Origin of the sequence: Streptomyces sp. NPDC049541 (assembly GCF_044465725.1) — a bacterium.
In the GTDB taxonomy this organism is placed as follows: domain Bacteria; phylum Actinomycetota; class Actinomycetes; order Streptomycetales; family Streptomycetaceae; genus Streptomyces.
Map to the genome: position 1 here is coordinate 94,993 of NZ_JBITLY010000002.1, position 23,301 is coordinate 118,293.

The 23,301-nt window shown below is 73.0% G+C and carries 6 protein-coding genes; 4 read left to right on the plus strand and 2 right to left on the minus strand.

Annotated elements, in window-relative coordinates:
• Positions 1-53: 53 nt before the first annotated feature.
• Both ACIBW9_RS07685 and ACIBW9_RS07690 read right to left on the minus strand, forming a co-directional pair.
• On the minus strand, positions 54-2,102 hold the full coding sequence (locus ACIBW9_RS07685; protein WP_398952315.1) for a 2-oxo acid dehydrogenase subunit E2: 2,049 nt from the start codon (positions 2,100-2,102) through the stop codon (positions 54-56).
• Position 2,103: 1 nt separating this feature from the next.
• Positions 2,104-3,216: a thiamine pyrophosphate-dependent dehydrogenase E1 component subunit alpha gene (locus ACIBW9_RS07690; protein ID WP_398952317.1), complete on the minus strand. Its 1,113-nt coding sequence runs from the start codon at positions 3,214-3,216 to the stop codon at positions 2,104-2,106.
• Between the two features lie 253 nt (positions 3,217-3,469).
• Between ACIBW9_RS07690 and ACIBW9_RS07695 the strand changes: the two genes are divergently transcribed.
• From ACIBW9_RS07695 to ACIBW9_RS07710, 4 genes are all read left to right on the plus strand, one after another.
• Entirely contained in the window at positions 3,470-4,804 is a 1,335-nt protein-coding gene (locus tag ACIBW9_RS07695) for a cysteate synthase (protein ID WP_398952319.1), read from the plus strand.
• Positions 4,801-12,864 (plus strand): amino acid adenylation domain-containing protein, encoded by an 8,064-nt coding sequence (locus ACIBW9_RS07700; protein ID WP_398952321.1) that lies wholly within the window; start codon positions 4,801-4,803, stop codon positions 12,862-12,864. The genes ACIBW9_RS07695 and ACIBW9_RS07700 overlap by 4 nt, the downstream gene beginning before the upstream one ends.
• Before the next feature lie 5 nt (positions 12,865-12,869).
• The gene (locus ACIBW9_RS07705; protein ID WP_398952323.1) at positions 12,870-19,157 is read left to right on the plus strand and encodes an amino acid adenylation domain-containing protein; all 6,288 of its coding nucleotides are present in this window, start codon (positions 12,870-12,872) and stop codon (positions 19,155-19,157) included.
• A gap of 162 nt (positions 19,158-19,319) precedes the next feature.
• On the plus strand, positions 19,320-23,255 hold the full coding sequence (locus tag ACIBW9_RS07710; protein ID WP_398952325.1) for an amino acid adenylation domain-containing protein: 3,936 nt from the start codon (positions 19,320-19,322) through the stop codon (positions 23,253-23,255).
• Positions 23,256-23,301: the final 46 nt, after the last annotated feature.

Sequence of the window (23,301 nt, forward strand, 5' to 3'; positions counted from 1 at the left end):
CGACAACCAGATCCCGCAGTCGGACCAGCCTCTTCCGGCCGCGCCCTTGACGCTCAGGCGGGACCGTTGAGGCCGGCGACGACGTGCCGCAGGAAGCCGGCCGCCGTGCCTCCGTCGCAGACGCGGTGGTCGAAGGTCAGGGACACGTTGACGACTTTGCGGACCTCGACGCGGCCGTTCTGCACCCAGGGGCGGTCGGTGATGCGGCCCACGCCGATCATCGCCGCCTGGGGGTGGTTGAGGATCGGGGTGGCGCCGTCGACGTCGAAGCCGCCGTAGTTGTTGAGGGTGAACGTGCCGCCGGTGCGGTGCTCGGCGGGCAGTGCACCGCGTCGGGCGAGGCCGGTCAGCCGCCGTAGTTCGGCGGCCAGGCCGTCGAGCGAGAGGCGGTCGGCGTTCCGGACCACGGGGACGACCAGGCCGTGGTCGGTCTGTGCGGCGAAGCCGAGATGCACCTGCGGATGGCGGACGAGTTCCTGACGGTCGGCATCGACCCGGGAGTTGAGCTCCGGGAACGCGGCCAGCGCGTCGAGGCAGGCCCAGGCGAGCAGGGCCATCAGGCCCGTACCGAGGGTGGTGCGGGCGGCGAGCAGGCTGCCGGCGTCGGTGTCCGCCCAGATGGTCACGGCAGGAGTGTCGCGGTGCCCGCGGACGAACTTGTCGGCGGAGGGTCCCAGCGGGATCCGGGTGGCGGACGCCGTCGCACGGGCCGGATGGTTCGACGCGTCTACGGCGTCGGCCGTCCCGGTCGTGATCGCCGGGCAGGGTGACGGCTGACGACCAGATCGGCCCGACGTGCCGTAACCGGTCAGGACGGCGCCCGAACCGGACGCCTCTGCCGACTCCTGCACGGTCAGCAGCGGCGCTCCCACCTCGACGACGTCACCCGCCCCGCAGTGCAGGGCCGTGACGGTCCCCGCGAACGGACTCGGCAGCGTCACCGCGGACTTGGCCGTCTCGACCTCCGCAACGGCCTGATCGTGCTCGACGGGATCGCCCACGGCGACCCTCCACTCCAGCACCTCCGCCTCGGCCAGCCCCTCACCCAGGTCGGGCAGGAGGAACGTACGGCCGGCCGCGGGGGCGCCGGTGGCGGCAAGGGTGTGCCGGGCCCGTCGCGAGGAGGCGGGCAGCAGGCGGTACAGGCCGTCGAGCACCCGGCGCACGCCGGGCAGATGGGCGTCCTCCAGCAACGGCGGCGGATACGGGATGTCGAATCCGGTGACCCGCAGCACCGGAGCCCGCAGCGCGTCGAAACACCGCTCCTGCACCCGCGCCGCGATCTCGGCGCCGACCCCGGCGAAACCCTGCGCCTCGTGTACCACCAGGCACCGGCCGGTCCGCCGCACCGACGCGGTCAGCGCATCGTCGTCGAGGGGCACGAGGGTGCGCAGGTCCAGCACCTCGACGTCCAGGCCTTCCGCGGCGGCCAGGTCGGCCGCTTCCAGGGCTACGGAGACCGAGGGGCCGTAGGCCACGAGCGTGGCATCGGCTCCGGCGCGGCGTACGGCGGCGGTGCCGAACGACCCCGTCCGGAGAGGGAGTTGGAGGGGCTCCTTGGTCCAGTAGCGGCGCTTCGGCTCCAGGAAGATCACCGGGTCCGGGTCGTCGATCGCCTCGCGCAGCAGGGAGTACGCGTCCGCCGCCGTCGCCGGGGTGACGACCTTCAGGCCGGCCGTGTGCGCGTAGTACGCCTCGCTGGAGTCGCTGTGGTGCTCGACACCGCCGATGCCGCCGCCGTAGGGGATCCGGACGACCAAAGGCAGTGCGACGGCGCCGCGGGTGCGGTTGCGCATCTTCGCCATGTGGGAGGTGATCTGTTCGAACGCCGGGTACGCGAACGCGTCGAACTGCATCTCCACCACCGGCCGCCAGCCCGCCATCGCCATGCCGACCGCGAGGCCCGCGATACCGGCCTCGCTGACGGGTGTGTCGAAGCAGCGGCCGTCGCCGAAGGCGTCCCGCAGCCCGTCGGTGACCCGGAAGACGCCGCCGAGGCGCCCGACGTCCTCGCCGAAGACGACGACCCGTTCGTCCGCGCCCAGTGCGTCCCGCAGGGCGGCGTTGAGTGCCTGGGCCATCCCAGTGTCGACCGCGGTCATGTCAGCAGTTCTCCAACTCGGCCCGCAGGAGGGCTTGTTGATCGGCCATGTGGGGGGTAGGCAACGAGAGGACGTGGTCGAAGAGAGCTGCTGGGTCCAACTCCGGTTCTTCCCCGAGCCGTTCGCGTACGTCGGTGGCGTATCCCTCCGCCTCGGCGGCCACGCTCTTCACCCCCTCGTCGGTCAGCAGGCCCCGCGCGCGCAGCGCCGACTCCAGCCGGGCGATCGGGTCACGTTCCCGCCAGCCGTCGGCCTCCGCAGTCGTGCGGTACCGGGAGGGATCGTCGGCGCTGGTGTGGGGGGCCATCCGGTAGGTGTGCGCCTCGACCAACCAGGGCCCACGGCCCGCCCGGGCGTCCTCGACCGCCGTGGTCAGCACGGCGAGCAGGGCCGCGGCATCGTTGCCGTCCACCTGTTCCGACCGGATGCCGTAGCCGACCCCCTTGTACGCCAGGCTCGGTGCCGCGCACTGCTCGGCCAGCGGGACCGAGATGGCGTACCCGTTGTTCTGCACCAGGAACACCACCGGAGCCTTCAGCACGCCCGCCAGATTGAGGGCTTCGTGGAAGTCGCCCTCGCTGGTGGCGCCGTCGCCCACGAGCGCGAGGGCGACCGTGTCCGCCCCCTTGAGCCGCTCGCCGTGGGCCAGCCCCGTGGCGTGCACGGCGTGGGTTGCCAGCGGGGTGCACTGCGGTGCCGTGCGGTGCCGCACCGGGTCGTAGCCGCAGTGCGCGTCCCCGCGCAGCAGCGTCAGCGCTTCGACGGGATCGATCCCGCGGCTGACCAGCGCGACACAGTCCCGGTAGGTGGGGAACAGCCAGTCGGTGGCACGCAGGGCGAGCGCGGCACCCACCTGGCAGGCCTCCTGGCCGAGGCTGGAGGGATGGACCGCGAGTCTGCCCTGCCGGGCGAGCGCGGTCGCCTGCTCGTCGAAGCGGCGCCCGACGACCATCTTCCGGTACGCCGTCAGCAGCGCCTCGGCCGGAGGCTCGGAGTACGACACGCTCGCCGTTCCGCCATCCGAGGGCAGAAGGGAAACCGGAACCGGGGAGGGAAGCCAGTGCGAGGCCTCCGCCTCATTCCCCGCTCGCGGCCCCGTCGGCTTGTTGCCCATGTATCCGCCACACCCTTTCCGAACGGCTTTCGTGCTTCGGATGATCTCCACGGGTATGCGCTTTCTCAACTGCCCGGCAGATAAGGGCGGATGAAGTGGAACTGAACAGTCCGCCGTTCCGCTTAAGAGGAGGGTAAGCGCTTCCTGTGGTCAACCAGGCGTCGCCAAAAGGTAATTCATGCGTCGCCCGCCCTTCCTGAAGCGCCGGTTCCAATTGATCAACGAGACGCGGCACTGCGGAAGGCAAGCGAAGATGTCCGGAGTACGCCCGGGAACACGTCACTACACCGTTGTCTGTTCCTCCTGCGGAAACCGTTACGAGGACGATGGTCTCCGCCTCGACTGCTCCCGCCGGCACGAACCGGCATTCCTGCGCACCGAGTACGACAGCGACCACCACACAAGCGGAATCCGCGTCGGCGAAAGCAGCGGCCTGTTCCGGCACGCCCCGCTGCTGCCGGTGGCGCGCACCTTCCCCGGCGTTGCCGGTCCGGTCGTCCACCGCGCCGAGCGGCTCGGGCGCCGTATCGGCCTCGACCGGCTGTGGGTCGCCTTCAACGGGTACTGGCCCGAACGCGGGGCGGCCCTGCCGACCTGTACGTTCAAGGACCTCGAGGCCTACACGGTGCTCGGCCGACTGCCCGCCGAGCCGCCCGTGCTGGTGATCCCCTCCGCGGGCAACACCGCCGCCGCCTTCGCCTGGGCCGCCACCCGCCACCAGGTGCCCTGCCTGCTCGTCGTGCCCGCACCGGCCCTGGAGCGGATGCGCTTCCCGGCACCCCTCGACCCCTGCGTCCGCCTTGTCGTCCTGGACGGCGCCGCCACCTACAGCGACACCATCGCCTGCGCCGACCTGCTGTCCGCCCTGCCCGGCCACCACGCCGAGGGCGGCGCACGCAACGTCGGCCGCCGCGACGGCCTGGGCACCGTCATGCTGGCCGCCGCCGAAGCCCTCGGGCGGCTGCCGGAGACCTATGTGCAGGCCGTCGGCAGCGGCACCGGAGCCATCGGCGCCCACGAGGCCGCCCGCAGGCTGCGCGCCGACGGGGAGACACTGCCCCGCCTGCTGATGTGTCAGAACGCGCCGTTCGCGCCGCTGTACGAGGCCTGGCGATGTACCGGCGCGGCCCCCGCGCACCCGGACCGGGACGGCGACAGCGATCGCGAGCTCGAGCCGCTGGCACGCGAACTGACCAACAGGCGCCCGCCGTTCACCGTCCGCGGCGGCGTGCGTGACGTGCTCACCGAGAGCGGCGGCGACGTCCTGTGCACCGACAACGTCGCAGCCCTCGCGGCCATGGCGCTCTTCGAGGAGGTCGAGGGCATCGACATCGAGCCGGGCGCCGGAGTGGCCCTGGCCGCCCTGGCCGAGGCCGTACGGGACGGCCGCATCCGCCGTGACGAACTCGTCCTTCTCAACATCACCGGAGGCGGCCGGGCCCGACAGTCCCGCGACCTGCCGCTGACTCCCGCCGAGCCCTGGCTGCGGGTGCCCTGGCCGGGACGCGACGAGGGCCCGCGGCACGTGGCCGAGCTCGTGGCCCGGCAGCTGACCGGTCTTGCGGCGGCCACGGAGGCCGCCCGATGACCGTCCCCCACGCTCTGGACCTGTCCGCCGCCCAGCGCTCCATGTGGTTCGGGCAGCGGCTCGATCCCGCCGGGCCGGCCTACAACGTCGGCGAGTACACCGAGATCCACGGCCCTGTCGACCCCGATCGCTTCCGGACGGCGATCCAGCAGGTGGTGGCGGCCACCGAGACACTGCGGGTCCGGTTCACGGCCGAGGGTGACACCGTCCTCGGGCTCGTCGACCCCGACCCCGCCTGGGACCTGCCCGTCATCGACCTCACGGGCGAACCCGACCCCCGGTCGGCCGCCGAGGCCTGGATGGCCGCCGACTTCGCCACACCGTTCGACCTCGGCCGGTCACCGCTCTTCCGGTACGCCCTGCTGCACCTCACGGCCACCCGCTGGATCTGGTACCAGCGCTACCACCACATCGCCGTCGACGGCTACAGCTGCTCCCTCCTCGCGCGCCGGGTCGCCGACGCCTACAGCGCCCTCGTCGCGGGCACACCGCACACCCCGCCGCCCGCACCCCTGGCCCCACTGGTCGCCGCGGACGAGGCCTACCGCACCGGCCAACGGCACGCGGCGGACCGGGAGTTCTGGACGTCCGCGCTCGGCGACCGCCCCGACCCGGTGAGCCTGTCCGCCCGCCCGCCACACGTCGCCGGGCGCTTCTTGCGCCGTACCGGCCATCTCCCGCAGACGGCGGGGAACTTGGTGCACGCGGCCGCCGAACAGACAGGCACCCGCTGGTCGCGCGTCCTGCTCGCGGCGACCGCCGCCTATCTGCACCGGCTCACCGGAGCCCGGGACATCGTCCTGGGCCTCGCCGTCACCGCCCGCGAGAGCGGGACCGAACTCGCCACGCCGGGCATGGCGTCCAACGTGCTTCCGCTGCGGCTGTCCGTACGGCCCGACAGCGTCGCCGAAGACCTCGTACGCCGGACGGCGTCCGCCACCCGCGACCTGCTGGCGCACCAGCGGTACCGCGGTGAGGACCTGCGCCGGGACCAGGATGGGCCGCAGGACGGGCCGCGCTTCTTCGGGCCCGTCGTCAACATCATGGCGTTCGGCCCGGAGCTGCGGTTCGCCGGTCACGCCACCACCCGACACAACCTGTCCACGGGGCCCGTCGAGGACCTCGCCGTCAACGTGTACGACCGCGCGGACGGCGACGGCATCCGCATCGACCTCGACGCGGGCCCCGACCACTACACGGACACCGAACTCACCGCCCATCACCGGCGCTTCGCCCGCTTCGTGGAGCACTTCGCCCAAGCCGTCCTCACCTCCGGCACGCCGGTCGGCCGGGTCGAGGCGACGTTGCCCGAGGAGCGGGCGGACGCCCGGCTCGCCGGCGCCGCCGCGCCCGCGGGAGCGGCGACGACCGTGCCGGAACTCTTCGCGGCCCGGGTCGCGGCCGGCCCGGACGCCACGGCGGTCATCCAGGGCGAACGCATCACCACCTACCGGCAGGTGAACGCCCGTGCCAACCGGCTGGCACACCGGCTGATCGCCCTCGGTGTCCGCCCGGAGGACCGCGTGGCGGTCCTGCTGGACCGCTCCGACCGGCTCCTCGCCGCGCTCCTGGCGGTGCTCAAGGCGGGCGCCGCATACGTCGGCCTCGACCCGCGCGCACCGGCCGCCCGCACCCGGCAGATCCTGGCCGAGACCGGCGCGCAGGTCCTGCTGACCGACACCGAGCCGACCGAGCCGTACCACGGGGTGACCACGGTCGGACCCGAGGACCCGACGCTCGCCGCCGAACCGGACACGGACCCCGCGGTGCTCCTGCACTCGGCCCAGCTCGCCTACGTCAGCTACACCTCCGGCTCCACGGGCACCCCCAAGGGGGTCGCCGTCACCCACCGCGACGTCACCACCCTGGCCGCGGACTCGGCGTTCGCCGACGGCGCGCACGCGCGCGTGCTGGTGCACTCGCCGACGGCGTTCGACGCCTCCACCTACGAGATGTGGGTACCGCTGCTGAACGGCGGCACCGCCGTGGTCGCCGGGCCGGAGCAGGACGTGGACGCCGCCAAGGTCGCCCGCCTGACGCAGCGCCACGGCCTGACGGCTCTGTGGCTCACCGCCGGGCTGTTCCGCCTCGCCGCCGAGGAGAACCCGGGCTGCTTCGCGGGGCTGCGCCAGGTCTGGACCGGCGGAGAGGCCGTGCCCGCACCGGCGGTCCGCCGGGTCCTGGCGGCCTGCCCCGGGCTGACCGTCACCGACGGCTACGGCCCGACCGAGACGACCACCTTCGCCACCACCCGCCCCTGCACGGCGGCCGAGCACGTACCCGACCCGCTGCCCATCGGCCGCCCCCTGGACGGCATGCGCGCCTACGTCCTCGACGGGGCCCTGCAGCCACTCCCACCGGGCACGGTGGGGGAGTTGTACATCGCGGGCCCAGGCGTGGCCCGCGGCTACCTCGGCCGCCCTGGCGCCACCGCCGAACGCTTCACCGCCGACCCGTACGGCCCGCCCGGGTCCCGCATGTACCGCACGGGCGACCACGCGCGCGTGACGGCCGACGGTGAGCTGGAGTACCACGGCCGCACCGACGGCCAGGTCAAACTCCGCGGCTTCCGCATCGAACCGGCCGAGATCGAGACGACTCTCGCCACCCACCCCGCGGTCACCCAGGCGGTGGCCGTGGTCCGCGAGGACCGGCCGGGCGACCGACGGCTGGTCGCGTACGCGGTCTGTACCGGGGACAAGGCCCCGACGACGGCCGAACCGCTGCCCGCCGACGCTGCAGCCGCAACGTCGGCCTCGGCCGTCCAGTCCCCCAAGGCTGCCGAGTCCGCGCCGGGTGCCCGGCGAGCTGAAGGTGCCTCTTCGGTGTGCGCGGCCGGGCGTGCGGCGGATGTGGTGTGGGAGCAGGGGGGTGAGGGCGCCGCGCCGGCTTCGGGCGTGTCGGTTGTCGAAGGGCCGGTTGCGGGGGCTGCGCGTGCCGTATCAAGGTTGGAGGCTCCCCGGGTCGAGGGCGTCGTATCGAACCCTGATGTCTCGGCTCCCGGCGACATCGTGGCCACCCTCGGAGGTTCGCCCGCAGAAGCTGCTGCCCTCATCCCCGGGGCCCCGGCGGCCGACCTCGGCGCCCAGCCCTCCCACCGTGCCGTGCCCACCCCCGAAGCCCTGCGCGACCACCTCGCCGCCCGGCTGCCCGACTTCATGGTCCCCTCGGCCGTCGTCGTCCTCGACCGGCTGCCGCTGACCCCCAACGGCAAACTCGACCGGGTCGCGCTGCCCGCCCCGCCCACCGCTGCCGCCGCGCAGGCCCACGCGCCTCGCACGCCCCACGAAGAGGTCCTGTGCGCCCTCTTCGCCGACTTGCTCGGCCTCCCGGACGTCGGCCCCCGCGACAGCTTCTTCGCGCTCGGCGGGCATTCCCTGCTCGCCCTTCGGCTCATCGGGCGCATCCGGGCAACCCTCGGCGTCGAACTGACCCTGCGCGACGTCTTCCAGACGCCCACTCCGGCCGGGCTCGCCCGGTTGCCGGCAGGAGCCGGGGCGGCCGTACGTCCCGCCCTGCGGCCGGCTGCGCGCACAGTCCTCGGTGAGGCCCCGCTGTCGTCCGCCCAGCGGCGGCTGTGGTTCCTGCATCGGCTGGAGGGCCCGAGCGCGGCCTACAACATCCCCCTTGCCGTACGGCTGACCGGTGCCGGCCTCGACGTGGATGCCCTGCGCGGGGCCCTCGCCGACCTCGTCGCCCGGCACGAGATCCTGCGCACCGTCTACCCGGACGCCGACGGCCTGCCGTGCCAGCGGCTGCTGGAGCCGTATGTGCCGGATCTGCAGGCCGACCAGGTGACCGAGTCCGAACTGCCGCGGCGGCTGGCCCAGTTGGCGGGGGAGGGGTTCGAGATCTCGGCGGGCGTCCCGTTCCGCGCGCGCCTCCTCGTCCTCGGTCCCGAAGACCACGTCCTGCTCCTCGTCCTGCACCACATCGCCGCCGACGGCTGGTCCCTCGACCCACTGCTGCTCGACCTGACAACCGCCTATCGCGCCCGGCTGGCGGGCCGGGACCCGGACTGGGCGCCCCTGCCCGTCCAGTACGCCGACTACTGTCTCTGGCAGCACGAGCTGCTCGGCGAGGAACAGGACCGTCAACTCGACCACTGGCGCCAGGCGCTCGCCGGGCTTCCCGACGAACTCCCGCTCCCCGCCGACCGCCAGCGCCTGGCCCGCGCCACCCACCGGGGCGGCGACATCCCCGTCCGGCTGGACGCGGATCTGCACCGGCGACTGCGGGCACTGGCCGGTGAGACCGGCACGACGGTGTTCATGGTGGTGCAGGCGGCTCTTGCCGCCCTCTTGACCCGGCTGGGCGCGGGCACCGACATCCCGTTGGGCACGCCGGTCGCCGGCCGCGCCGACGAGGCGCTCGACGACGTCGTCGGGTGCTTCGTCAACACCCTTGTGCTGCGCACCGACACCTCGGGCGACCCCAGCTTCCGCGAACTGCTGGCTCGGGTCCGGGAGACCGACCTGGCGGCCTACGCCCACCAGGAGCTGCCCTTCGAGCAGCTCGTGGAGGCCCTCAACCCGCCCCGCTCGCTCGCCCGGCACCCGCTGTTCCAGGTGATGCTCGCCTTCCGGCCCACCGCCGGACCCCGCCTCGACCTCCCCGGACTGCACACCCGCACGCTGCCCGTGGAGACCGGCGCCACCAAGATCGACCTGACCTTCAACCTGGGCGAGCACCGCGCCCCCGACGGCTCCCCGCACGGGATCGAGGGCACCCTCCAGTACAGCGCCGACCTCTTCGACCGCCGCACGGCCGAGGACCTGGCCGCCCGCCTTGAGCGGCTGCTGCGGGGCGCGGTCCGCCACCCCGACCGCGCCATCGGCAGCCATGACATCCTCGACGACCGCGAACGCCGCCGGCTCCTGACCGAGTTCAACGACACGGCACGCGACGTGCCGGACACCACCTTTCCCCGGCTCTTCCAGGCGCGCGCCGCCGAGGCGCCGGACACGGTCGCCGTCGAGGACGACCTCAACTCGCTGACGTACCGTCAACTTGACGTGCGAGCCGATCGTTTGGCGCGCGTCCTCACCTCGCAGGGAGCCGGTCCGGGGCAGATCGTCGCGTTCTCGCTGCCCCGGTCGGTCGACCTCGCGGTCGCCGTGCTCGCCGTCCTCAAGGCGGGCGCCGCGTATCTGCCGCTGGACCCGGAACATCCGGCCGAGCGCACCGCCTATCTGCTCGCGGACGCCGATCCGGTGTGTCTGATCGTCCGGGACCGGCTCCCCGCCGACTGCGGCGTCGGCTGTGCGGTCGTGGATCCCGATGCGGCCCCGGACGATCCGGACACGCCTCTCCCCGAGGCCCGGCCCGCCGATCCCGCCTACTTGATCTACACCTCCGGTACCACCGGCCGCCCCAAGGGCGTCGTCGTCGAGCACCGCAACCTCACCACCTATGTGGCCCGTTGTGTCGAGACCTACCCGAGTCTGCGCGGCACCTCGCTGCTGCACGCGACGATGTCCTTCGACGCCACGGTGACCACGCTGCACGGGGCGCTCGCCGCCGGAGGCCGCGTGCACATCGCCGGCTTCCACGACGCCGGCGCGGCCCCGGCGAGCGGCGGCTACAGCTTCCTCAAGGCGACGCCCAGCCACCTTCCGTTGCTGCCCGCCCTGCCGCACGACCTCTCGCCCACCGAGGAGTTCATGCTCGGCGGCGAGGCACTGGTCGGCGAGGCCCTGCGCACCTGGCGCCGCGAGCACCCCGACGTACGCCTGATCAACCACTACGGCCCGACCGAACTCACCGTCGGCTGCACCGACCACCGCATCGAGCCGGGCGACGAACTGCCGACCGGGCCGGTGCCCATCGGCCGCCCCATGTGGAACACCCGGGCGTATGTGCTCGATGCCCGGCTGAACCCGGTACCGGTCGGTGTCGAGGGCGAGTTGTACGTCTCCGGCGATCACGTGGCCCGCGGCTACTGGAGGCGGCCCGGTCTGACCGCCGGGCGGTTCGCCGCCGACCCCTTCGATCCGGCCGGCGGGCGCATGTACCGGACCGGTGATCTGGCCGTGTGGCGGGCCGACGGCACCCTGGAACTGCGCGGGCGGGCCGACGGCCAGCTCAAGATCCGCGGACTGCGGATCGAGCCCGGCGAGGTCGAGGGCGTGCTCACCGCCCATCCGGCCGTCGCCCAGGCCGCGGTGCTGGTGCGCGAAGACCGGTCCGGCGTGCGCCGCCTGGTCGGATACGTCGTCGGGGCCACCGAGGTCGACTGCCCCGCCGTCCTCGCGCATGCCGCCCGTCACCTGCCTGCCCACATGGTCCCCGAGACGCTCGTGGCGCTCGACGCGCTGCCGATGACCCCCAACGGCAAACTGGACCGCACCGCCCTGCCCGCACCGGCCGCCACCCGGGAGACGGCGACGGGACGGGCGCCGCGCACCCCCCAGGAGGAGACACTCAGGGACTTGTTCGCCGAGGTCCTCGGAGCCCCCGCCGATGCCATCGGTGTCGACGACGGATTCTTCGACCTGGGCGGCGACAGCATCACCTCCATCCACCTGGTGAGCCGCGCGCTGGCCGAGGGGTTGCGGCTGACCCCGCGGGACGTGTTCGAGCACCGCACGGTCGCCGGTCTCGCCGCCGCGGCGGCCGATCGTCCGGCGCCCGGCCCGCACCCGGAGCAGGACGCACCGATCGGCACGCTTCCCCTCACCCCGGCCATGCACCGGCTTGGTGAACGCGGCGGCCCCATCGGGGCGTTCAGCCAGTCGGTGCTGCTCGTCACCCCGGCGGGCGCGGACGAGAAGCGCATGACCGTCGCGCTGCAGACCCTGCTCGACCACCACCACGTCCTACGGATGCGTCTGACGTCCGACGGACGGGCGGCCGAGATTCCGCCCCCCGGGACCGTCGACGCGGCCACGGTGCTGGAACGCATCGCCGAACCGGCCGACTTCGCACAGGTGCTGAACAAGTCGGCGTCACGACTCGCCCCGGAGCGAGGCATGTTGCTGCGGGCAGTGTGGTGCGATGCCGGCCTCGACCGTCCCGGGCGGCTCCTGCTGACGATCCATCACCTCGCCGTGGACGGAGTGTCCTGGCGCATCCTGTGCTCCGACCTGGCCGCGGCCTGGCGCGAGGAGAACCTGCCCGAGCAGGGCACCTCCTTCCGGCACTGGGCCCGCCTGCTGGAGCGGGAGGCCCGCGCCTCGGAACGGACGGCCGAACTGGACACGTGGCGCCACGTGCTGCGGGACCCCGGCCCTCTGCTGGGCACCCGTCGGCCCGATCCTCAGCGGGACGTCGTCGGCGAGATGCGCCACCTCACCCGGCAGCTCCCGGCCGAGGCCACCGACGCGCTGCTCACCACTGTGCCCGCCGCCTTCCACGCCGGCCCCGACGACGTCCTGCTCGCCGCGCTGACCGCCGCATTCGTGCACTGGCGGCACGCCAAAGACGGCCACCCGGCCCTGCTCCTGGACGTCGAGCGACACGGCCGCGAAGAGATCGCCGACGCAGTGGACCTCTCACGGACGGTCGGCTGGTTCACCAGCGTCGTGCCCGCCCGGCTCGACCTCACGGGAGTCGACCTCGCAGATCCGGCCCAGGTCCTCAAGACCGTCAAGGAACAGCTGCGGTCCGTTCCGGACCACGGCATCGGACACGGCCTGCTGCGCCATCTCGACCCCTCGAACGGGCCGCTCCTCGCTGCCCTTCCGGCGCCGGAGATCGGTTTCAACTACCTGGGCCGGACGGCCCCTTCGACCGGCGGCGACTGGGCCCTCGCGCCGGAACCGCTGCGCAACCTGGGCGCCGTGCACGACCCCGCCATGCCCGTTGCCCACGGCCTGGAGATCACCGCCGTGACCACCGAGGACGGCCGGCTCGACACCACCTGGTCCTGGGCCCCCGGCATCTGGTCCGAACGCGACGTACACGCCCTCGCGGACCGCTGGCTGACAGAACTGACCGCGCAGGCCGAGGGCGGCACCGGCGCGGCGGGCGGGCACACCCCGTCCGACCTGCCCCTGGTGTCGCTGTCCCAAGCAGAGATCGACGAACTCGAAGCCGAGTTCGGCAATGAGTGGAGGTAACCCAGGTGACTCGGTCCGGTTCCGGAATCGCCGACATCCTGCCGCTGTCGCCGTTGCAGGAGGGTCTGCTCTTCCACGCCCTGTACGACGACGAGCAGTCCCCCGACGTCTATGCGACCCAGCAGATCCTTGAGCTGGAGGGTCCCGTCGACCCCGCCGCCGTGCGCGCCGCCGGACAGGCCCTGCTCGACCGGCACCCCAACCTGCGTGCCTGTTTCCGCCGCCGGGATGCCGGACGGCCCCTGCAGATCGTGCCCGCGGACGTCGAACTTCCGTGGGCCGAGGCCGACTTGACGGCCCTTGGCGAGAGCGAGCGCGACAAGGAGTGGGCACGGCTGCTGGACGAGGAACGCGCTCGCCGCTTCGACCTCGGCAAGCCGCCGCTCCTGCGCTACCTGCTGGTCAAGTGGTCCGCGGAGCGTTACCGCCTGCTCGTCACCAATCACCACATCCTGCTGGACGGCTGGTCGAAGCAGCTGCTGGTACGCGAGTTCACCGCCCTGCACGCGGGCGAGCACCCCACCGCCCTGCCGTCGGCGCCCGCCTACCGGGACTACCTCGCCTGGCTGGAGCGGCAGGACCGCACCGCCGCCGAGGCGGCCTGGCGCGACGCCCTGTCGGATGCGGGCGAGCCCACCCTGCTCGCGCCGGGCGCAACCGGCGCCACCACCGCCGTGCTGCCCCGCGAACTCGTCGTCGAACTCCCTGAGCAACTGACCGGCTCCGCCGAGGCCACCGCCCGCTCGCTCGGGATCACCCTCAACACGCTCGTCCAGGGCGCCTGGGGTGTACTGCTCGGCCGCCTGACCGGCCGCACCGACACAATCTTCGGCCAGACGGTGACCGTGCGCCCGCCCGAACTGCCCAACATCGCCTCCATGGTGGGCTTCTGCATCAACACCGTTCCCACCCGCGTCCGTTGGGACGAGGACGGCAGCGTCATGGACCTCCTCACCGCGCTCCACCAACGGCAGGCGGCCCTGCTCCCGCACCAGCACCTCGGACTCGCCGACATCCGGCGCTCCGCAGGCAGCAGCGGGGAACTCTTCGACACCCTGCTGGCCTTCGAGAACCACCCGGCCACGAACGGCTCCGGGGCCTCCAAGGTCACCCAGCTCACCGGCCGCGACGCCACCCACTACCCGCTCACCCTCGCAGTCCTGCCCGCCCGCCGCCTCGCGCTGCGTCTGTCCTACCGGCCCGACCTGTACGACGAGACCGGCGCCCGGCAGCTCCTGGACCGGTTCGCCGCCGTACTGGAGGCCTTCGTGGCCGGTCCGGCGCGGCGCGTGCGCGAGGTCGAGGTCCTGCTGCCGGGGGAGCGGCAGCGGTTGCTGGGCGGGGCTGCCGGCCCTGCCGCGCCGTCCTCGGCGACCCTGCCCGAGCTGTTCGCGGACCAGGCGGCCCGTACCCCCGACGCCACGGCCGTGCTGCACGAGGGCACCCGCCTCACCTATGCCGAACTGGACGCGCGGGCCAACCGCCTGGCGCACCTGCTGGCGGCCCGTGGGGCGGCCCCGGAACGCCTGGTGGCTCTCGCGCTGCCGCGTTCGCCGGAGCTGGTGGTGGCCGTGCTGGCGGTCCTGAAGACCGGCGCCGCATACCTGCCGATGGACCCGGAGTACCCCGCGGACCGGCTGGAGTTCATGCTGGCCGACGCCGATCCGGTGCTGTTGCTCACGGTGCCGGGCGTGTCAGCGGCCCTGCCCCCGTGCGAGATCCCCGTGGTCACCCCGGACGAGGCGTCGGCGTATCCCGCCACGGCGCCCGAGGCGCCGTGCCTGACCGGCGACCACCTCGCCTACGTCATCTACACCTCGGGCTCGACCGGCCGCCCCAAGGGCGTCGCGGTCCCGCACCGCAACGTCGTACGGCTCTTCTCGGCCACCCGACACTGGTTCGGCTTCGGCCCGGACGACGTGTGGACGCTGTTCCACTCCTATGCGTTCGACTTCTCGGTGTGGGAACTGTGGGGCGCGCTGTTGCACGGCGGCACGCTCGTGGTCGTCCCGCACGCGGCGAGCCGTGACCCGGAGGAGTTCCTGCGGCTGCTGGTGCGCGAGCGCGTCACCGTGCTGAACCAGACGCCCTCCGCATTCGGCGAACTCCTGCGCGTGGACGCCGCCCTGCCCGCAGTCGGGCGCGAACTGGCCCTGCGGTACGTGGTCTTCGGCGGTGAGGCGCTCGACTTCGCGCGGGTCGCCGAGTGGTACACCCGGCACCCGCAGGACGCGGCCGTACTGGTCAACATGTACGGCATCACCGAGACGACGGTCCATGTCACGGGCCTGCCGCTGACCGAGGCCGCGGCGGGCGACCGGCCGCAGGCCAGTGGCATCGGGCAGACCATCCCCGACCTGCGCGCATACGTCCTGGACGCTGGCCTGCGGCTGGTCCCGCCGGGTGCGACAGGCGAACTGTACGTGGCGGGTGCGGGCCTGGCGCGCGGCTATCTGGGGCGGCCGGGGCTGACGGCGGGGCGCTTCGTGGCCGACCCGTTCGCGGCTGCCGGTGAACGCATGTACCGCACGGGCGACTTGGTGCGGCAGTCGGCCGACGGGGAGCTGGAGTACCAGGGCCGCGCGGACGACCAGGTCAAGATCCGGGGCTTCCGCATCGAACTCGGCGAGGTGGAGGCGGCACTCGCGGACCACCCCGACGTGGCGCAGGCGATCGTCTTCGTCAGGGACGGACGGCTGGTGGGCTACGCCGTCGGAGGAGACCTCGACGCGGACGCCCTGCGCCGCCACGCGGCGCGGATGCTGCCGGATCACATGGTCCCCTCAGCCGTGGTCGTCCTCGACCGGCTGCCACTGACCGCCAACGGGAAGCTGGACCGCGCCGCCCTTCCGGCACCCTCCGTGTCGAGCGGCGGCCGCGCCCCGCGCACCCCGCAGGAGGAGATCCTGTGCGGGCTCTTCGCCGACGTCCTCGGCCTGGACCCGCGCCGGGTCGGTGCGGACGACGGCTTCTTCGACCTCGGCGGCGACTCCCTGCTCGCCATGCGACTCACGGACCGCATCAGGGGCGTACTGGGCAGCGCGCTGCCCGTGCGGGCGGTCTTCGAGGCGGCGACTCCCGCCGGACTGGCCGTGCGGATCGGCGAAGGCGAGGGCGGCGCCCGGCGTCCCGAACTCACGGCGCGGGAACGCGGGCACGCTCCGATTCCGCTGTCGTACGCCCAGCAGCGACTGTGGTTCCTGAGCCGCCTCGACGGCAGCAACACCTACACCGTCCCCTGGGCCCTGCGCCTCACCGGCCCCCTCGACCGCGAGGCGCTTCAGGCGGCGATCGCCGACGTCGTGACCCGCCACGAACCGCTGCGCACCCTCCACCCCGACTTCCAGGGCATCCCCTACCAGCAAATCCTGGACCCGGAGGCGGGACGCCCGGACCTCACCCTCGTACCTGTCACCGAGGCGGAACTGCCCGCGCTGCTCACCGAAGCCGCCGGGCACCGCTTCGACCTCTCCGCCGAAACCCCGCTGCGCGCGACCCTGTTCACCCTCGGCGACGACACGCACGTCCTGCTGCTGCTCGCCCACCACATCGCCGTCGACGGCTGGTCCATGGCGCCCTTGATGCGCGACCTGGAGACCGCGTACGCCGCCCGGACCTGCGGACGTGCCCCGCAGTGGCGGCCCCTGCCCGTCCAGTACGCCGACTTCGCCCACTGGCAGCGCGACCTGCTCGGCGCGTCGACGGACGGCGCACCCAGCCTGCTGGAACGTCAGACCGCTTTCTGGCGCGATGCGTTGGCGGGCGCCCCCGAGGAGCTGCCGCTCCCCACCGACCGTCCCAGGCCCCCAGAGCCCAGCGGACACGGCGACCGCGCCGAACTCACCCTCGACGCGGAGCTGCACGCGGCACTCGCCGACCTCGCCTCCGCCTCCCGGGTCACCCTGTTCATGGTGCTCCAGGCGGGCCTCGCCGCGACGCTGACCGGGGTCGGTTCGGGCACCGACATCACCATGGGCACGCCGGTCGCCGGACGCGCCGACTCCAGGCTGGACGACCTGGTCGGCTTCTTCGTCAACAGCCTCACGCTGCGCACGGACACCTCGGGAAACCCCACCTTCCGTGAACTCCTGGCCCGTGTCCGGGACTTCGACCTCGCCGCCTACGCCCACCAGGACGTGCCGTTCGATCTCCTCGTGGATGCCCTCAGCCCGCAGCGAACCCTCGCCCGCCATCCGCTGTTCCAGGTGATGCTGGCCTTCACCGCTCATACCTCGGACGTCCCGCTGTCCCTGCCCGGTCTGGGCGTGGTACGCGAGCCCGTCGAGACCGGAGCGGCCCGCTTCGACCTCTGTCTGTACCTCAGCGAGCGCCCCCACGACGACGGCACCCCGGCCGGTATCGACGGCATCGCCGAGTACAGCACCGACCTGTTCGACCCGGCCACGGTCCAACTGCTCACACGGCGGCTCGTCCGCTTCCTGGCCGCCGTCGCCGCCGATCCCGCCCTGTGCGTGCAGGACGTGGATCTCCCGGAGGACGACGAATGGCAGCGGCGCGGTCGGGCGAATACGGCCTCCGTGGACGTCCGAGAGGCACCGGCCGCGCCCGGTGCCGGTGGGGGACAGGAACCGGCGACCGCGGCCGAGCGCATCCTCGCCGGGCTCTTCGGCGAGCTGCTCAAGCTGCCCGAAGTCCCGCTCGACGAGGACTTCTTCGCCCTCGGCGGTGACAGCATCACCTCGATCCGGCTGGTGAGCCGGGCAGCCGAGGCCGGAGTCGTGATCAGCGCCCGGGACGTCTTCAAGCACCAGACGGTGAAGGAACTGGCGGCGGTGGCCCGTGGGCCGGTCGGCGGTGGCGTCGACGGCTCGGCCGGCGTCCACGCTGCCGACGGAGTGGGCCCGGTCCCGCTCACCCCCATCATGCGATGGCTGCTCGAACGCGGCGGCCCCATCGGGAGGTTCAGCCAGTCCGTCCTGCTGACGGTCCCGGCGGACGCCGGTCTGCCGCAGCTGACCGATGCCCTGCAGGCGGTGCTCGACCACCACGACATGCTGCGCTCCCGGCTCACCCCGGCTCCGGAACTCGACGTCGGCCCGGTCGGCCGCATCCTCGCCGCGGACCTGCTCGACCGGCGGGATGTCTCCGACGTATCCGGCTCGGACGGGCTCCGCACGTGCGTGGCCGAGGAGTTCGAGCGGGCGGTGACACTGCTCGATCCGATGGCCGGGGCGATGGTCCGGGCCGTGTGGTTCGACGCCGGACCGGACCGGGCGGGGCGGCTGCTGCTGGTCGTCCATCACCTGGCGGTCGATGGCGTGTCCTGGCGCATCCTCGTACCCGATCTGAAAGCCGCCTGGGACGCCATCACCGCTGGGCGCCGCCCTCAACTGCCGCCCGTGGGCACATCGTTCCGCCGCTGGTCCCTGACGCTGGGCGAGCAGGCGCGCACTCCGTCGCGAGTCGCCGAGGCCGAGCTGTGGCGCCGTATCGCCGACGCCCCGCGCACCCCGCTCGGCCGGCGCCCGCTCGACCCCGACCGGGACACCGCCGCCACCACGCGCTCGCTGCGGCTCACCCTGCCGCCCGGGACCACGGGACCGCTGCTGACCAGCGTCCCGGCCGCCTTCCGCCTCGGTGTCCAGGACGTCCTGCTCACCGGCCTCGCGCTGGCCGTCGCCGATCGGCAGGGGTCCCCGCACGTCGTCGTCGACGTCGAGGGGCACGGCCGCGAGGAACTGACCCCCGGGCTCGAACCGTCAGGCACCGTCGGCTGGTTCACCTCCCTCTTCCCGGTCCATCTGGATCTGCAGGGCGTGGACGTGGCCGACGCCCTGCGCGGCGGACCCGCCGCCGACCTCGCAGCCGGCCGGGTCGCGGAGCGGCTGGGCGAACTGCCCGACCACGGCGTGGGACACGGCCTGCTGCGCCATCTCAACCCCGACACGGCATCCGAGTTGGCCAAGGCGACCACACCGGCGATCGGCTTCAACTACCTCGGCCGGTTCACCGGCCCCGGCACCACCGGCACGGAGCCATGGGCCTTCGCCCCCGAGTCGTCGGCACTCGGCACCGGCTGCGACCCCGGCCTTGCCGCCGCCCACGCCCTCGAAATCAACGCGGTCGTCCACGACACGGCCACCGGACCGCGGCTGGTGGCCGACTGGGCGTGGCCCGAGGGCGTGCTGACCGAACCTGAGGCACGGGGGCTGGCGGAGGCCTGGTTCACCGCGCTCACCGCACTCGTGTCCCGGGCCGGCGACGGGGCCGGTCTGTCGGTCGCGGGTCTGTCCCGGGACGAGTTGGACGAGCTGACAGCGGGCCTCGACTGAGTGCTCCGCGGGAGGGTCCGCGATGGGGCGGTGTTCGTGTGCCGAGCCGTCGCGGCTGGCCGCGCCCACGCGGCGGAGCCGCACATGGATACGGCCCCCGCCCCGCCCAGCCGACCTTCCGAGAAGACCCACCAGCTCCAGAACACAGCGAGACGAGGCGAAATGACGCAGCCCGGGCCGGTCGACGTACTGCCCCTGACCCCGCTCCAGGAGGGCCTGCTCTTCCATGCCCTGTACGAGCACGAACGGGACGCCCTCGACGTGTACGTCGTACAGCTGGTCTTCGAACTCGAAGGCCCGGTGGACGCCGAACGCCTGCGCGCGGCCGCTCAGGCACTGCTGGACCGCCACCCCAACCTGCGCGCGGCCTTCCGGCGGCGCCGTGGCGGTCAGCCGGTGCAGGTCGTCCCACACCGGGCGACGCTGCCGTGGACGGAAGCCGATCTGACCGGTCCAAGCATCGACACCGAGGAGGCGTGGACCGAACTGCTCGACGAGGACCGGGCCCTCGGCTTCGACCCCGCCACCCCTCCACTCCTTCGCTGCACCCTGGTCCGTACCGGCGAGAGCCGCCACCGGCTGCTCGTCACCCACCACCACATCCTGCTCGACGGCTGGTCGGTCTCCGTGCTCCTACGGGAACTGCTCGCTCTGTACGCAGCCGATGGCGACCCGGCCGCGCTCGCGCCCGCCCCGCCGTACCGCACCTTCCTGGAGTGGCTGAACTGCAGGGACCGCAACCTCGCCGAGGCCGCCTGGCGGGATGCGCTGGCCGACGTGACGGAACCGACCCGACTGGCCCCGGCCACCGTGCCGGGCGTCACCGAGCCCGCACAGGCCCGGACCGAGCTGTCGGCGGAGAGCGGAGCCGCCCTCACGGCATGCGCCCGGAGCCTCGGCGTGACCGTGAACACCCTCGTCCAGAGCGCCTGGGCGATCCTGCTCGGCCGCCTGACCGGCCGCGACGACGTCGTCTTCGGCGCCACCGTCTCCGGGCGGCCGCCGGAACTCTCCGGCGTCGAGTCGATGGTCGGCCTGTTCATCAACACCATCCCGACGCGGGTCCGGCTGCGGCCCGAGGAGAGCCTGGCCGCCCTGCTCCGCCAGGTCCAGGACGGCTACGTGCGCGTTCTCGACCACCACCATCTCGGCCTGGCCGACATCCAGCGGGCCGTGGGCGTCCCGGAGCTCTTCGACAGCCTCGTCGTCTTCGAGAACTATCCGGTGGATCCGGAGGCGGCAGGCAACCGACCCGACAACGACGGCGGCGGGCTTTGCCTCGTCGGCTCCAGCGGTCGCGACGCCACGCACTACCCCGTGACCCTCGTGGCGCTTCCCGGCCCCCGCCCCCGCTTCCGGCTGGCCTACCACCCGGGACTCTTCGACGCCGACTGGGCCGACGCCACGCTCGCCCGCCTGGTGCGCGTCCTCGAAGCCATGGCGGCCGACCCGGAACTCCCGCAGGGCCGTCTGGGGCTCCTGGCGCCTCAGGAACTCCCGCGGCGAACCCTGTCTACGCCGCCCTCGACCCGCACCCTGACCGACCTCTGGTCGGCCCAGGTCGCGGCCACCCCGAACGCCGAAGCCGTCCTGGATCGCGGCACCCGTCTCACCTACCGCGAACTCGATGCCCGGGCCGAGCAGTTGGCCGGTCGCCTGACCGCCCTCGGAGCCGGCCCGGAGCGGGTCGTGGGCATAGCGCTGCCCCGCACAGCGGAACTGGTCGTCGCCGTACTGGCCGTACTGAAGTCCGGTGCCGCCTATCTGCCGCTCGACCCGGCCTACCCGGCCGACCGCCTGGCGTACATCGTCGCCGACGCCTGCCCGGTCGTCGTCCTCGCCACCGAGAAGACGGCGGGGGCGCTGCCGCAGGGCACACCGCTGCTCAACCCCGGAAGTGAGGTGACACATCGTCAAATTCACTCTTGTTCAAGGAGTTTGACGCCGGACCATCTCGCATACATCACCTACACCTCCGGCTCCACCGGCCGCCCCAAGGGTGTTCTGGCCACGCACCGCAATGCCGTCGAGTTCGTCGAGTGGACCCATGCGGAGTTCGGTCCCGAGCGGCTGGCCAAGGTGCTGTTCTCGACCTCGCTCAACTTCGACGTGTCGGTGTTCGAGATCTTCTCGCCGTTGCTGTGCGGCGGCCGTATCGAGATCGTCGAGAACCTCCTCGCACTCACCGATCGCACTCCACGGGACGTCGGTCTCATCAGCGGCGTACCCACGGTCATGGCCAGCGTGCTCGCCGAGCGGCCTGCCGTTACACCTCACACGGTGGCTCTTGGCGGCGAACCGATCCCCGAACAGCTCCGGGCCGGCATCGAGACCGCCTTCCCCGGGGCACGGCTCGTCAACTTCTACGGGCCCACCGAGGCGACCATCTACACCACCGCCTGGCAGTCCGACGCCGACCCGTACGACAAGACCGCGCCACCCATCGGCCGCCCCCTCGCCCGCAACCTCGTCCACCTCCTCGACCATGCGCTGCATCCCGTACCCGACGGGGCCGTCGGCGAGGTGTACGTGGCGGGCGGCGGCCCCGCCCGCGGCTACCTCGGCAGGCAGGGGCTGACGGCCGAGAGGTTCGTCGCCGACCCCTTCGGTGGACCCGGGGAGCGCATGTACCGCACGGGCGACCTGGCGGTGCGCGGCTTTGACGGGCAGCTGCGCTTCCTGGGCCGGGCCGACCAGCAGGTGAAGCTCCGCGGCTTCCGGATCGAACTGGGCGAGATCGAAGCCGTACTCGCCGCACACCCGGCCGTCGCCGAGGCGGCGGCCACGGTGAGGGAGGCCGGGCGGGGCGAGAAGCAACTGGTCGCCTACGTCGTACCCGCCGAGCGGGAAACACCGGCAACCGATGCCGACGGCCTTCGCGACCACCTCGCCCGCACCCTGCCCGCCCACATGATCCCCTCGTCCTTCGTCGTTCTCGAAACGCTCCCGCACACCGCCAGCGGCAAGCTGGACCGCAAGGCGCTGCCCGCACCCGACGCACCGCTCGCCGCGAAGACGGCCCCGCGTACCGAGCGGGAGGAGACCCTCCGCGGAATCTTCGCCGAGGTCCTCGGCCTCGCCCCGGACCGGATCGGCGTCCACGACAGCTTCCTCGACCTCGGCGGCCACTCCCTGCTGGCCCCCCGACTGACCGCACGGATCCGAGCCGAACTCGGCGTGGAACTGCCCCTGCGCGCCCTCTTCCACACACCGACCGTGGCGGCACTGGCCCGACACGGGGCCGAAGCCGACCACCCCGCCGAGCCGGCCCGCCCCGCAGGGCCCCGCCACTCCGGCGGCTCGGGTACGGCCCCCGTGGGACCCCTGCTCCCGCTGCGCACCCGAGGCGAGCACGAACCCCTGTTCTGCCTTCCTCCGGCCTCCGGCCTGTCCTGGGGCTTCGCCGGTCTGGCCCGCCACATCGACGCCGGCCGCCCGCTGTACGGCCTGCAGTCCCGTGGCCTGATCCCGGGCCAGGACAGGGCCGGCAGCCTGGCCGAGGCGGTCGCCGAGCACACCGCCCTCATCCGCGACATACAGCCGCACGGCCCCTACCACCTCCTCGGCTACTCCATGGGCGGCCTCGTCGCCTACGACGTCGCCGTCGGCCTCCAGGAGGCCGGGGAACAGGTCGCACTCCTCGCGCTGCTCGACTCCTTCCCCGGGGCCTGGATCCGACAGGCCCCCGCCCTGTCGGACCGCCCGGCGCTGCTGCGCAGCCTCCTCACCATCCTCGGCCGGCCGGTGCCGGAGGACGACACGGCGCCGCTGACCGACAGCCGGTTCGCGGAGCTGGTGCGCCGCGTACCCGACATGCCCGGCAGCCTCGACGACGCCGAACTTGCGGCCCTGGTCGACGTGACGGCCAACAACCGCCGTCTGCTGGGTGAGTTCGCCCCCGGGCCCTACCGGGGTGACCTGCTCTTCTTCACCGCCGCACAGGACCCGGACGCGGTGCCGGGCCGGCACCGCTCCTGGCAGCCGTACATCGAAGGCCGGGTCGACAACCACGACATCCCCTGCACACACGGAGAGATGACCCGGCCCACGTCACTGGACCGCATCGGCCCGGTGCTGGACAGCCGGCTCCGGAAGTAGCCCGAACGCGCCGCACACCTCGGCCGCAACCGCCCACCACAGAAAG